This window comes from Nocardia goodfellowii (assembly GCF_017875645.1).
Lineage (GTDB): Bacteria > Actinomycetota > Actinomycetes > Mycobacteriales > Mycobacteriaceae > Nocardia > Nocardia goodfellowii.
The window spans coordinates 6,169,438-6,181,342 of sequence record NZ_JAGGMR010000001.1 but is presented as its reverse complement, the minus strand read 5'-3'; the positions used below and the strand labels follow the sequence as shown (position 1 = coordinate 6,181,342).

The following is an 11,905-nucleotide window of genomic DNA, read 5'->3' as shown; positions in this document are numbered from 1 at the left end:
CGTGCGCGCGGTAGTGATCGACTCCTTCGGCGAACCGAAGGACGTGCTGACCGCGGGGGAACGACCGGCGCCGGAGCCCGGCGAAGGTCAGGTGCGGATCGCGTTGATCCTGGCACCGATCCACAACCACGACCTGGCCACCATCCGCGGCGTGTACGGCTACAAGCCGGCGCTGCCCGCTATCCCGGGCACCGAGGCCGTCGGCCGGATCGACGCGCTCGGTCCGGGCGTTTCCGGGCTGGAAGTCGGTCAGCGCGTGAGCATTTCGGGTATCCACGAGGCCTGGGCCGAGTTCTTCCTGGCCAAGGCCACCCAGGTGGTGCCGCTGCCGGACGCGATCCCGGACGAGACCGCCGCCCAGCTGATGGCCATGCCGCTGAGCGCGCTCATGCTGCTGGAAGACCTGAATGTGGCGGCGGGCGACTGGATTGCGGTCAACGCCGGCAACGGCGCGGTGGGCCGGCTGCTGAATGTCCTTGCCCGCCAACGCGGCGTGCACGTACTGAGCCTGGTGCGCAACACCGAATCGCTGAAGGCGTTGCGGGACCAGGGCGCGGAAGCGGTCGTCGACACCGAAACCGAGGGCTGGCAGCAGCAGGTCTCCGAACTGACCGGTGGCGCGCCGATCGTGCGCGCCGTCGACCAGGTCGGCGGCAGCGCGGCCAACGACCTGCTCTCGCTGCTCGCGCCGAGCGGCGAACTGATCTCCTTCGGTGCGCTGTCGGGCAAGCCGCTGATCATCGATCCCGGCCCGGTCATCTTCAAACAGGCCGTGATCAAAGGTTTCTGGGGCTCCAAGCGCGCCGAGCAGACCAGCCGCGAGGACATGCGCCGCCTGATCACCGAACTGGTGACGATGGCGGCACAGGGTGCCCTGCGCCTGGCGGTCGAGGCAACGTTCCCGCTGGACGCCGCGGCGGAAGCCGCCGTGGCCAGTGAAAGTCGCGGCCGCTCGGCCAAGATCGCGTTGCGGCCCTAGCGGGTCCGTCATCGCGTCCACGCAGTGCGGGTCATCGTCTCGATGACCCGCACTGCGTTTTGTTGTCTTCGTTTCCGAATATCGCAGAATTCCGATGAGCGGGACCGAGTGGCCGGAAACCGCGTGCGGATCAAGATCGGTCGTTACAGTTTGCGCACCCGGCGGCTCGTCCGCCCCGTCGCCGTGATTCAGCGCGAGTTGCCGAGGCTAGAAAGGCAATTCGACTATGAGTTCGACGTCGATCCCCGCCCCGCCGACCCTGCTCACCGGGCTCTGGCAGCGCAAACTTCCGAATTATCCTGAAACGCCGGCGCGTGCTTGGTACCTGACCGTCGTGGTCGTCACCTCGATCGCGTTGTATTACCAATTGTTCGTCACCGGCGCGGTCGGCAACGAGCTGATCGCCTATTTCGATCTGTCCTTCTCGTATTTCGTCGGAATCTTCATCGTGGGGGCCGCGTTCGGTGCGGTCGCCTCACTGGTGGCCGGTCTCCTGGATCGGTGGGGGCGGGCCAATATCGTCGCCTACGGCGTGGTGATCGTTTCGGCGCTGACACTGTTCGCGGTGCCGGCGACGACGACCAAAGAGGCCTATCTGATCGTCTACGTCTTGGTGAGCGTGGTGGAGGGTGCGGTCCTGGTGGCCACGCCCGCGTTGATCCGGGATTTCTCTCCGCAACTGGGCCGTGCCTCGGCGATGGGTTTCTGGACCCTCGGGCCGGTGATCGGCGCCCTGGTGACCACCGCGATCTCCACCCGCACGCTGGACGCGCACCCGGACTGGCAGTACCACTACCGGCTCTGCGGTGTGATCTGCATGGTGATCTCGGTGGTCGCGGTCGTCGCACTCCGGGAACTGAGCCCGCCACTGCGCGATCAGGTGATGGTGTCACTGCGGGACAAGGCGCTGATCGAGGCGCGCGCCCGCGGCCTGAATGTGCAAGAACTGGAACGTGATCAGTGGAAGCAGATGCTGAAGCCGAATATCGTCGGATCGGCTCTGGGCATCAGCCTTTTCCTGGCCTTCTTCTATACGATCATTTCATTCCTGGCGGTCTATCTGGCCACCAACTTCGGGTTCACCTCGGCGCAGGCGAACGCGCTGGGCAACTGGTATTGGGGCGCCAACGCGATCGCGCTCGTGGCCGCCGGTATCGCCTCGGATCGATTGAAAGTCCGCAAGCCGTTCATGATCGCCGGTGCGCTCATCTCGATCGTCGGCATGTTCATCCTGATCCAGCACAATGACAATCCGGAGACCGGGTATTACACCTGGGCCTGGATTTTCGCGCTGATCGCGATCGGTACCGGTATCGCCTACTCCACCTGGATGGCCAGCTTCACCGAAACCGTGGAGGAGCGGAACCCCGCCGCCACCGCGGTCGGCCTCGCGGTCTGGGGCGGCACCCTGCGCGGCGTGGTGACGCTGGTCCTGTTCGGTTTGCTGCTCGTGGTGAACGCCGCCGGGCCGCTGGTGAATTACGGGCCGCGCCTGGCGCAGATCCAGGCCGCGCATGCCGCCGAGCTCGCCACCATCCAGACCGTCGGCCCGGAAACCCTCGCGGCATTGCAGGCCGACCCGGGCGATCAGGCCGCGCAGCTCGCCGCGATGCAGAAGCTGAGCGGGGCCACCGCCGCCGAGATCCAGACGGCGCTGGCGCTTCAGGCGAAGTACCCGCAGGAACTACAGACACTGAACGCCATCAACCCCGACACGCAGGCGGCACTGGCGGCCGATCCGGCCGACGGCAACGCCGGCCTCGCCGCGGTGGGTCAGGTGGCGCAGAAGTTCGCCATTCCGGTGAACGACGCGATCGCGCGGCTCACCGCGACGCAGGCGGTGCCGCGCGACGAGCTCACCGTCGCCGCGCGGGTGGCCCCGAAACTGGCGGACGCGGGCGCGAAACTGCAGGCGATCAACACCATTTCCGCCTCCGATCGCGCCTACCTGGCCGAGCGCGGCCCGGAAGTGCGGCAGGCCAAGCACGATTCGCCCGGTCAGTGGGGACGCTGGTGGTGGATCTGCTTGATCGCCCAGGTGCTGTTCATCCCGTTCGTGTTCGTCATGTCCGGGCACTGGAGCCCGCGGCGGGCGGCCGCCGCGGCGGCGGCGCACGATGAGGTCGTGCGGCGGGAGCTGGCCGAACTGCCGAAGTAGCCGAGTGGGGGAGGGTGGCGGCAGTCACTCTCCGACCCGCCGGGCTTCTCTGGTTATTTGTCGGGGCAACTGGCACCCTTAACCGGTGACATCACCTCCGGATATCAAGGCCGACCAAGACGCGGCCGACGACAAGCTCGACGCGAGAGTCTTCAAAATCGCCGGCGTGGTCGTGCTCGGCGCGATCATGTCGATCCTCGACATCACTGTCGTGACCATCGCCATTCCCGAGTTCCAGCACGAATTCGGTTCCAGCTATGCCCTGACCGCCTGGTCGATGACCGGCTACACGCTGGCGCTGGCCACGGTCATCCCGATGACCGGCTGGGCGGCCGACCGGTTCGGCACCAAGCGCCTCTACATCTCGGCGCTGGCGTTCTTCGTGCTCGGCTCGGTGCTGTGCAGCTTCGCCTGGAGCATCGAGACCTTGATCGCCGCGCGGGTCGTCCAGGGCATCGGCGGCGGCATGCTCATGCCGCTCGGTATGACGATCATGACCCACGCCGCCGGTCCGCAGCGGATCGGCCGGGTAATGGCCGTGCTCGGCATTCCCATGCTGCTCGGCCCGATCGGTGGCCCGATCCTCGGCGGCTGGCTGATCGACGACTTCTCCTGGGAGTGGATCTTCCTGATCAACCTCCCGTTGGGCGTCATCGCCCTGGTCTACGCCTTCATCATCCTGCCCGCGGACAAGCCGCAGCCCTCGGAGTCGTTCGACTTCATCGGCATGCTGCTCGCCTCACCGGGTCTGGCGCTGTTCCTGTTCGGCGTCTCCTCCATTCCGGACGAGGGCCGGGTCACCGCGCCCAAGGTCTGGGTGACCATGCTCATCGGTGCGCTGCTGCTGGTGGCCTTCGTCTTCCACGCGCTGCGCGCCAAGCACCCGCTGATCGATCTGTACCTGTTCCGCAACAAGTCGCTGCTGTTCTCGGTGCTGACGATGACGCTGTTCGCCGCGGCGTTCTTCGGGGCGGGCCTGCTGCTGCCGTCCTACCTGGTGTCGGTGCAGGGTGAGACCTCGCTCTCGGCCGGTCTGATGCTGGCGCCACAGGGGTTGGGCGCCATGCTGACCATGCCGATCGCGGGCCGCCTGGTCGACAAGATCGGTCCGGGCAAGATCGTGCTGACCGGTATCGCGGTGATCAGCATCGGCATGGTGTTCTTCACCCAGCTCGAGGCCGACACCTCGTATCTGATGCTGGGCACCGGCCTGTTCATCATGGGTCTGGGTATGGGCTGCACCATGATGCCGGTGATGACGGCGGCGATCCAGACGCTGACCCATCAGCAGGTGGCGCGCGGTTCGACGCTGATGAACATCATCAACCAGACCGCCGGTTCGATCGGCACGGCCACCATCGCGGTGATCCTGACCAATCAGATGAAGGACAAGGGCCTGCCCACCGCGGGGCAGTCTCCGGAACAGGCCGCGGCGCTGCCCGATCCCGCCACGCTGCCCCCGGAGGCGGCGGCGGAGTTCGCGGCGCAGAAGGCGCAGGCGCTGAGCCTGGCCGCGGAGTCGTTCAGCAACACCTTCGTGGTGGCGCTGATCCTGATGGTGCTGGCCTTGATTCCGGCCTACTTCCTGCCGCGCACCAAGCCGCCGGTGCCGGCCGACGGTAATGCCCAGGTGCTCGTGCACTGACGGTGTTCGATTCGGGCCCACGACGCTTCGGCATCGTGGGCCCGAGTTCGTTCAGGGGGCTATTTCTCGCCGTACAGCGTGACGAACTTGTCCAGGGACCTTTCGATATCACCCTTGATCGCACGCGCCACCGTGCTGCCGATCGGACCGAACAGCGGCCGCCCGCCGAGTTCGATGTCGACGGTCACCTCCGAACCCGAGCCCTTGGGCGCCACCAGCAGTTCCAGGCCCAGCTTGGTCCCGCCCTTGCCCGCGCCGCGCAGTTTCAGCCGGCGCGGCGGTTCGGCCTTCTCGACCGTCCAGGTCACCCGATTGCGAAAGCCCTTGACCGCGGCCACGCCGACCAGCGTGCTGCCCTCGGTCAGTTCTTCGGGCACCTCGCTGCGCCATGCCTCGTGCATGGTCAGCCACTGGTCCAGCTCGGAAAGGTTCGAGGTGTGCGCCCAGGCCCGATCCGGGGTTAGCGGGACGTCTACGGAGACCTTCAGTTTCGCCATGCGGGCATGGTATCCGGTACCGCCGGTTCTTCGAATCCGTAACTGTTGCTGAACGTTACGCGTTCGCTGGGATCCTGCTAATGTGAGCAAGTCCGCGGGAGCATTGGTGTGATCGCCTGTCCCGCAGGCAATGTGAGGCTAGAGCCTTGTTTGTCGGCGGGTGTGAGGAAAGGCGTGACGTAACCGGATGAACCTAGAAATGGCACAGGTACTTCCGTGGATCATCGCTCCAGCGCTGGTCATCGCCGTTACGGTGTATTTCGTCAATGCTGGTAGACGGCAGCAGCTACGGATCGATGAGCTCACTGGCCTGCAGCGCGCGTACGAGGACACCCTCGAATCCTTCGCCGTGCACACCGTGCCGGCGATTACCGACGCTGTCCGGCGGTTCGAGGCTCCCACCACTACTTTCGACGTGCTCGAGGGTATGCAGAACACGCGCTTCGTGCAGTGTCTGCAGTGGCTCGGCGAACGTTATGCCGATGAGTTGCGCAAGGTGCAGACCGACGCGGAGGAGCGCATGCGCGCCGCGGTCGAACAGGCCGAGACAAAGGCACGCGCGGAAGTAACCGCCGCCGCCCGCGACGCCACCAGCGGCGCGGTGCGCGCCTTCGGTACCTCGGTGGTCAGCCTCGGCGCCGACGCGGGCCAGGTCGTCAGCGCCGCCCTGCGTACCCACCGCGGGGACGAGGTCTACGCCACGCTCACGCGCATCGACCACACGGTGCAGCAGATGATCCGCCAGGCGCAGTCCTACGTCATCGTGTGCGGTGGTCTGCCCGGCAGGCGCTGGCCCGCGCAATCGCTCACCGACGTGGTCGGCGGCGCCACCGGTCGCGTGCGTGACTATCTGCGCGTGCGGTCCCACCAGTCCGATCGGGTGGTGATCAGTCGCGCCGTGGAGCCGCTCGTGCACACGCTGGCCACGCTGCTCGACAACGCGCTGCGCTACTCGCCGCCGACGTCGTTCGTCGACATCAGCTTCCAAGAAGGCCATCACGGCATCACTGTCATCATCGACGACGCGGGTGTGCGGATGAACTCCGAGCAGATGGAGGAGGCGCGCCAGATCCTGGCAGGGGAGCGCACCGTCGATATCCATCAACTCGGCCCCGCGCCCAAGGTCGGCTTCCCCGGTGTCGCCGCGCTCGCTCGCCGCTACGGATTCACCGTCTACATCGACGGGCCCAACGCTTACGGGGGTATGCGGGCCATGGTCTACATCCCGGAATCGCTGCTCGCCACCCCGGAGGCCACGCCCGCCGTGGAAGCGGCCGTCGTGCCGGAGCCGGCCGTCCAGCGACCCGCCGAACCCGAACCCGAAGGTGCCGACCAGGCTTTCGCGGTGCACGAGATCACCAGTGGTGGTCTGCCCAAGCGCCGCCGTCGCCCGGTCGCGCCCGGCCTCGCCGCCGCGCCGGCCAGGCCGGCCACCCAGCGCACCGAACCGGGACCAGCTCGACCAGATATCGCCGCCGCATGGCAGACCGGATCCAAGAGCGGCCGAGCGGCCGCGGCTGAGAACACGGAAGGGACGACGCCTTGATGAGCACCGCCACCGATTCCAGTAACAAGCTCGGCTGGTTACTCGAAGAGCTCAGCGTTCCCGGTGTGCGTTTCGCCGTCCTGCTATCCGAGGACGGTCTGCGTATCGCCCACTCGCAAGGCATCACCCGAGACAACGCCGAGCGATTCTCCGCTGCCGCGTCCGGATTGCGTTCGCTCGGTAAGGCTTTGGGTGAGTTCTGTGGCGGGACCGGCACCGGTCTGCGGCAGAACATGACCGAATACGACGAGGGGATGATTTTCATCACCGCGGCGGGAGACGGTGCGCTGCTCGGCGTTTCGACCACCACCGAGGCGGACGTGAGTCTGATCGCGCATCGCATGAACGAGCTCGCCGCCCGGGTCGGGCACGAACTCGGCAAGTACTCGCAGCGGAGAGCGGACAGCGATCGGCGATGACCAGGCCACGGCGCGACCCCGACCTGGTCCGCTCCTACGTGCGCACGGGGGGGCGTTCGCGCCCCAGCCGGGAGCTGGATCTGGTGACCATCGTCGTCGCGGCGGGCCACATCCTGCCGCAGGGTGCCCGCCCGGAGGCTCGGCGGGTACGAGAGGTCTGCAATAACGGAGCCCTCTCCATCGCCGAGATCGCCGCGTACCTGGATCTGCCGCCTTCGGTGGTGAAGATCGTCGTCTCCGACTTGCTCGACCACGAATGCCTGGCCATACCCGTGCCCACCAACGTGCCACAGCTTGCCATTCTCAAGGAGGTACTCGATGGGCTCCGTGCTCTCCCGGCCTGAAGTCAATTATGTGCCGGAGACCGTGACCCGATCGGTAAAGCTGTTGGTAGCGGGGAACTTTGGGGTAGGCAAGACCACGTTCGTGAGCAGCGTCTCGGAGATCACGCCGCTGCGCACCGAGGAGACCATCACCGAAGCCAGCATCGGCATCGATGACATGGCCGGGCTCGGTCAGAAGACGCAGACCACCGTCGCGATGGATTTCGGCCGCATCACGTTGAATCCCCAACTGGCGCTATACCTTTTCGGCACCCCGGGCCAGCAGCGTTTCGTCCCCTTATGGGAAGAGCTGGCCCGTGGTGCGCTGGGTGCGCTGGTGCTGGTCGACACCCGGCGCATCGAGCGCTCCGACGAGGTGCTCTCGGTGCTCGAGGAGCGCGGGGTGCCGTATTCGGTGGCGGTCAACGTCTTCGACGACGCCACGCGCTATCCGCTGGAGGAGGTCCGGGACGCGCTCGATCTCACGCCCGAGACGCCGCTCACCGCGCTCGATGCCCGCAATCGGGGCACCTGTCTGCGTTCGCTGATCACGCTCGTCGAATTCCTGTTCCATCGTCAGGAGTCCTTGCTTTGACCATGCCGCCCCAGGCCGATCGCTGTCCGGTACCCCACGGCTCACCGGTCGACACCGACGGCCCGCGCGTGTCCCTGTATGACGAGGAGTTCGCGGCCGATCCGCACCGCGCCTACGACGAAATGCGCCGCAGATACGGCTCTTTGGTGCCGGTCGAACTCTCCCCGGGAATTCCCGCGACCCTGGTGATCGGCTATCACACCGCGCTGCGGATTCTCAACGATCCCGACCACTTCCCGGCCGACCCGCGCACCTGGCAGCAGCACGTGCCCGGCGAATGCCCCATTCTGCCGATGCTGGAGTGGCGCCCGAACGCGTTGCGCAGCGCGGGAATCGAGCATCTGCGCTACCGCCAGGCCAATCTCGCCGCGATCAGCGCGGTCGATCTGCACTCCTTGCACGCCACCGTCGAGCGCATCGCGATACCGCTGATCAACACCTTCTGTAGCGACGGTTACGCCGATCTGATCAGTCAGTACGCCTTCCCGGCGACGTTCGCGGTGCTCAATGAGGTGATCGGCTGCCCACCCGATATCGGCCAGCAGGTGGCCACCGGTATGGCCGCCATCTTCGAGGGCGTCAACGCCGACAAGGGCAACGCCATGCTCAGCGACGCGCTGGTGGAGCTCACTTCCCGCAAGCGCAAGGAACCCGGCGACGACCTCACCTCACGGCTGCTCGCCCACCCGGCGAAGTTGACCGATGTGGAGATGATCCACCAGCTGGCGACCATCTACGGCGCGGGCATCGAGCCGGAGCAGAACCTCATCGTGAACACGCTGGTGTTCATGCTCACCGATGACCGGTTCGCCGGAAACCTGTTGGGTGGCAGTCTTTCCACCCGCGACGCACTGGACGAGGTGCTGTTCACCGACCCGCCCATGGCGAACTACTGCGTCTCCTATCCGCGCCAGCCGATGCTCATCGACGGCGTGTGGCTGCCCGCGCATCAGCCGGTCGTCATCAGCATGGCCGGTTGCAACAACGATCCCGCCATCAGCGCGGGCGAATACACCGACAACCGTTCGCATCTGGCGTGGAGCCTCGGCCCGCACGCCTGCCCCGCCCGGTCCGTGGCCTACCTGATCGCCCAGGAAACCATCGACCAAATCCTTGACGCACTACCGGAAATGCGGCTGGGGGTGTCGCCCGACCAGCTGCACTGGCGGCCGGGACCGTTCCATCGCGCATTGGTGTCCCTACCGGTCACCTTCCCGAAATCGCCTCCGCTGCACGTGTATTAAGGAGAGAAGTGATGGACAGTCAGCCCATTGTCCTGGATCCCGCCGGTACCGACATTCAAGGAGAGGCCGCCCGCATCGCCGAGCGCGGACCGGTCAGTGCTGTCGAGTTGCCGGGTGGTGTGCGCGCGTGGTCGGTGACCGACGCCGAAGTGCTGAAGAAGATGCTGATCGACCCGCGGGTGTCCAAGGACGCGCGCCAGCACTGGCCGGCCTTCATCAACGGCGAGGTGCCGCAGGATTGGCCGCTGTTCCTCTGGGTGGCCGTGAACAACATGTTCACCGCCTACGGCGCCGACCATCGCCGACTACGGAAGCTGGTCGCACCAGCGTTCACCCACCGCCGCACCGAGGCGATGCGGCCGCAGATCGAACGAATCGCCCACGCGCTGCTCGACGACCTGGCCGCCGCCGAAGGGCCGGTCGATTTGCGCGAGCGGTTCGCGTATCCGCTTCCGATTCAAGTGATTTCGGAACTCATGGGCGTGCCGGAGTCGCTGAACGAGGGCCTGCGCCAGTGCGTCGACGGCATTTTCGACACCTCCCTCGGCCCGGAGGAATCCCAGGCCAACTACATGGAGATGTACCGGATCCTCGGTGAACTGGTGGCCTACCGCCGTGAGCACCCCGGCGACGACATGACGAGCCTGCTGATCTCGCATCGCGACGAAGAGGACAACACCCAGCTGCAGGAGCAGGAGCTCATCGACACCCTGCTGCTGGTCATCAGCGCGGGCCATGAGACCACCGTCAACCTGCTCGACCAATCCATCCACGCGCTGCTGACCCGTCCCGACCAGCGGGCCGCCGTGGTCGAGGGCAACGTCGCGTGGTCCGACCTCGTCGAGGAGTCGCTGCGTTTCGAAGCGCCCGTCGCGCACCTGCCGCTGCGTTTCGCCGCCGACGATATCGACATCGACGGCGGCATCCGCATCGCCAAGGGCGATCCGATCCTCGCCTCGTATGCCGCGGCCAACCGTGATCCGAAGGTGCACGGCGAAACAGCGGCCGAGTTCGACGTGACGCGACCGTCCAAGGAGCACTTGTCCTTCGGTCACGGCGTGCACCACTGCCTCGGTGCGCCGCTGGCCCGTCTGGAGGCGCTGGTGGCGTTGCCGGCGCTGTTCGAACGCTTCCCGAACATGACGTTCGCCGCCGACCCGGCGGAGTTCGGGCACGTCGCCAGTTTCATCTCCAATGGCCACCGGACACTTCCGGTGCATCTGAATCCGGCCGAGTAGCCCGACGCGTGGCGGTGGTTTCGCTGCCGGCCCGAACGGTGTCGCCGTGGCGGTGGGTGCTGCGCGGGTTGGGCGTCGTCGTGACCATCGCCTGTTTGGTGGCGGTCGGGCGGTTCGTCTGGCCGCAGCCGGGCGTGGACGAGCAGCCCGCCGGGACCGCGCGTCAGCTGTCGTTCTTGCGCGGCGCGATAGCCGACGGCGCGGACACAGCGGCGCAGCGGCAGTTCCCGGAGGGGTACTTCTTCGTGAACGCTCTCTACGGTCTTGCCTGGGTGCAGACGGGGTTGCACGATCCGGCGCATCGGGCGCACGCCGTGCGTGAATCCCGTTGGGCGCTGGACAGACTGGAGTCGACGGCCGGCAAAGCGGTGTTCGATTCGCGGTTGCGCCCCGCGTACGGCGTGTTCTGGGCGGGCTGGACGAATTGGCTGCGGGGTGGTGTCCTCGCGTTGGACGGCGGCACGGATGCCGAGCTGGCGCGACGGTTCGACGAAGGCAGCGCCGAGATCGCGGCGGCCTTCACCGACGCCGGGACGCCGTTCTTGCCGGCGTATCCCGGTCGGGCCTGGCCGGTGGATTCGACGGTGGCGATCGCCGCGCTCCGGCTGCACGATCACCTGCGCGGCGCTCGGTTCGGGGCGGTGGTCGCGCGCTGGCTCGACGACGCCAGAGCCCGGCTCGATCCGGCGACCGGGCTACTGCCGCACCAGGTTTCGCCGGACGGGTCAGTGGTGGCCGGGGCTCGCGCTACCTCCCAGACCATGATCCATCGCTTCCTTCCCGAGATAGACGCCGAATTCGCGCGGACTCAGTACGCCGGGTTCCGGAGCCGATTCCTCAGCTACCCGGGTGGTTTCGGTCCCGGGTTGCGCGAGTATCCGCAGGGGCAAGCCGGAACCGGTGATGTCGATTCCGGGCCGCTGGTCGCGGGAATCAGCTTGTCCGCCACCGTGGTCGGGATGGGCGCCGCCCGGGTCAACGGCGATGCGAGCCTGGCCGCGGCGCTGGCATCGGAGGGCGAACTGCTCGGCCTGCCCCTGACGCTGCCCGGCAGCAAGCGCTACGCCTTCGGTCTGTTCCCCATCGGCGACGCCTTCGTGGTGTGGTCGTCCACCGCGCGTTTGCTGACGACGACGGCGCCGGCTGCCCAGGACTACGGCGTCCGGTGGTGGTGGCGCATACCGTGGTTCCTGCTCGTCGGGGTGCCGGCCCTCGCGCCCTGGGTGCGCCCGCTGCTCCGGCGCATCCGTGAGTGAGTAGT

Annotated in this window: 11 protein-coding genes; 10 read left to right on the top strand and 1 reads right to left on the bottom strand. The window is 66.9% G+C overall.

Annotated elements, in window-relative coordinates:
* The first annotated feature begins 1 nt into the window (after nucleotide 1).
* The 3 genes from BJ987_RS28585 (at nucleotide 2) to BJ987_RS28575 (ending at nucleotide 4,782) form a co-directional block, all read left to right on the top strand.
* Nucleotides 2-979 (top strand): zinc-binding dehydrogenase, encoded by a 978-nt coding sequence (locus BJ987_RS28585; protein WP_209895992.1) that lies wholly within the window; start codon nucleotides 2-4, stop codon nucleotides 977-979.
* A gap of 226 nt (nucleotides 980-1,205) precedes the next feature.
* Nucleotides 1,206-3,137 carry an MFS transporter gene (locus BJ987_RS28580; RefSeq protein ID WP_209895991.1) on the top strand — a complete coding sequence of 644 codons (1,932 nt, stop codon included), beginning with the start codon at nucleotides 1,206-1,208 and terminating at the stop codon, nucleotides 3,135-3,137.
* Nucleotides 3,138-3,222: 85 nt separating this feature from the next.
* A complete protein-coding gene (locus tag BJ987_RS28575; RefSeq protein WP_209895989.1) occupies nucleotides 3,223-4,782 on the top strand; it encodes a DHA2 family efflux MFS transporter permease subunit in 1,560 nt (519 codons plus the stop codon).
* Nucleotides 4,783-4,841: 59 nt separating this feature from the next.
* Here BJ987_RS28575 and BJ987_RS28570 read toward each other — a convergent pair whose 3' ends face one another.
* The gene (locus BJ987_RS28570) at nucleotides 4,842-5,279 is read right to left on the bottom strand and encodes a type II toxin-antitoxin system Rv0910 family toxin (RefSeq protein ID WP_209895987.1); all 438 of its coding nucleotides are present in this window, start codon (nucleotides 5,277-5,279) and stop codon (nucleotides 4,842-4,844) included.
* A 199-nt stretch (nucleotides 5,280-5,478) separates the two neighbouring features.
* On the opposite strand from BJ987_RS28570, the gene BJ987_RS28565 reads away from it, so the two are divergent.
* From BJ987_RS28565 to BJ987_RS28535, 7 genes are read left to right on the top strand one after another with little or no spacing between them, the layout of a single operon-like run.
* A complete protein-coding gene (locus BJ987_RS28565) occupies nucleotides 5,479-6,825 on the top strand; it encodes an ATP-binding protein (protein ID WP_245366170.1) in 1,347 nt (448 codons plus the stop codon).
* Nucleotides 6,825-7,244: a roadblock/LC7 domain-containing protein gene (locus BJ987_RS28560; protein WP_209895983.1), complete on the top strand. Its 420-nt coding sequence runs from the start codon at nucleotides 6,825-6,827 to the stop codon at nucleotides 7,242-7,244. Before BJ987_RS28565 ends, BJ987_RS28560 begins: the two co-directional genes overlap by 1 nt.
* Nucleotides 7,241-7,588 carry a DUF742 domain-containing protein gene (locus tag BJ987_RS28555; RefSeq protein WP_209895981.1) on the top strand — a complete coding sequence of 116 codons (348 nt, stop codon included), beginning with the start codon at nucleotides 7,241-7,243 and terminating at the stop codon, nucleotides 7,586-7,588. Before BJ987_RS28560 ends, BJ987_RS28555 begins: the two co-directional genes overlap by 4 nt.
* A complete protein-coding gene (locus BJ987_RS28550; RefSeq protein WP_209895979.1) occupies nucleotides 7,563-8,162 on the top strand; it encodes a GTP-binding protein in 600 nt (199 codons plus the stop codon). The genes BJ987_RS28555 and BJ987_RS28550 overlap by 26 nt, the downstream gene beginning before the upstream one ends.
* Before the next feature lie 2 nt (nucleotides 8,163-8,164).
* Nucleotides 8,165-9,406, top strand: a complete 1,242-nt coding sequence (locus tag BJ987_RS28545; RefSeq protein WP_209899216.1) for a cytochrome P450 — start codon at nucleotides 8,165-8,167, stop codon at nucleotides 9,404-9,406.
* Between the two features lie 11 nt (nucleotides 9,407-9,417).
* A complete protein-coding gene (locus BJ987_RS28540; RefSeq protein WP_209895977.1) occupies nucleotides 9,418-10,644 on the top strand; it encodes a cytochrome P450 family protein in 1,227 nt (408 codons plus the stop codon).
* 8 nt (nucleotides 10,645-10,652) lie between these two features.
* Nucleotides 10,653-11,900 (top strand): hypothetical protein, encoded by a 1,248-nt coding sequence (locus BJ987_RS28535; RefSeq protein ID WP_209895975.1) that lies wholly within the window; start codon nucleotides 10,653-10,655, stop codon nucleotides 11,898-11,900.
* The last annotated feature ends 5 nt before the right edge of the window (nucleotides 11,901-11,905 follow it).

Excerpts from the sequence above, each read along its gene's own strand:
- BJ987_RS28580 (WP_209895991.1), top strand. The coding sequence starts at position 1,206 with ATGAGTTCGACGTCGATCCCCGCCCCGCCGACCCTGCTCACCGGGCTC.
- BJ987_RS28570 (WP_209895987.1), bottom strand. The coding sequence starts at position 5,279 with ATGGCGAAACTGAAGGTCTCCGTAGACGTCCCGCTAACCCCGGATCGG.
- BJ987_RS28565 (WP_245366170.1), top strand. The coding sequence starts at position 5,479 with ATGGCACAGGTACTTCCGTGGATCATCGCTCCAGCGCTGGTCATCGCC.
- BJ987_RS28560 (WP_209895983.1), top strand. The coding sequence starts at position 6,825 with ATGAGCACCGCCACCGATTCCAGTAACAAGCTCGGCTGGTTACTCGAA.
- BJ987_RS28555 (WP_209895981.1), top strand. The coding sequence starts at position 7,241 with ATGACCAGGCCACGGCGCGACCCCGACCTGGTCCGCTCCTACGTGCGC.
- BJ987_RS28550 (WP_209895979.1), top strand. The coding sequence starts at position 7,563 with ATGGGCTCCGTGCTCTCCCGGCCTGAAGTCAATTATGTGCCGGAGACC.
- BJ987_RS28545 (WP_209899216.1), top strand. The coding sequence starts at position 8,165 with ATGCCGCCCCAGGCCGATCGCTGTCCGGTACCCCACGGCTCACCGGTC.
- BJ987_RS28540 (WP_209895977.1), top strand. The coding sequence starts at position 9,418 with ATGGACAGTCAGCCCATTGTCCTGGATCCCGCCGGTACCGACATTCAA.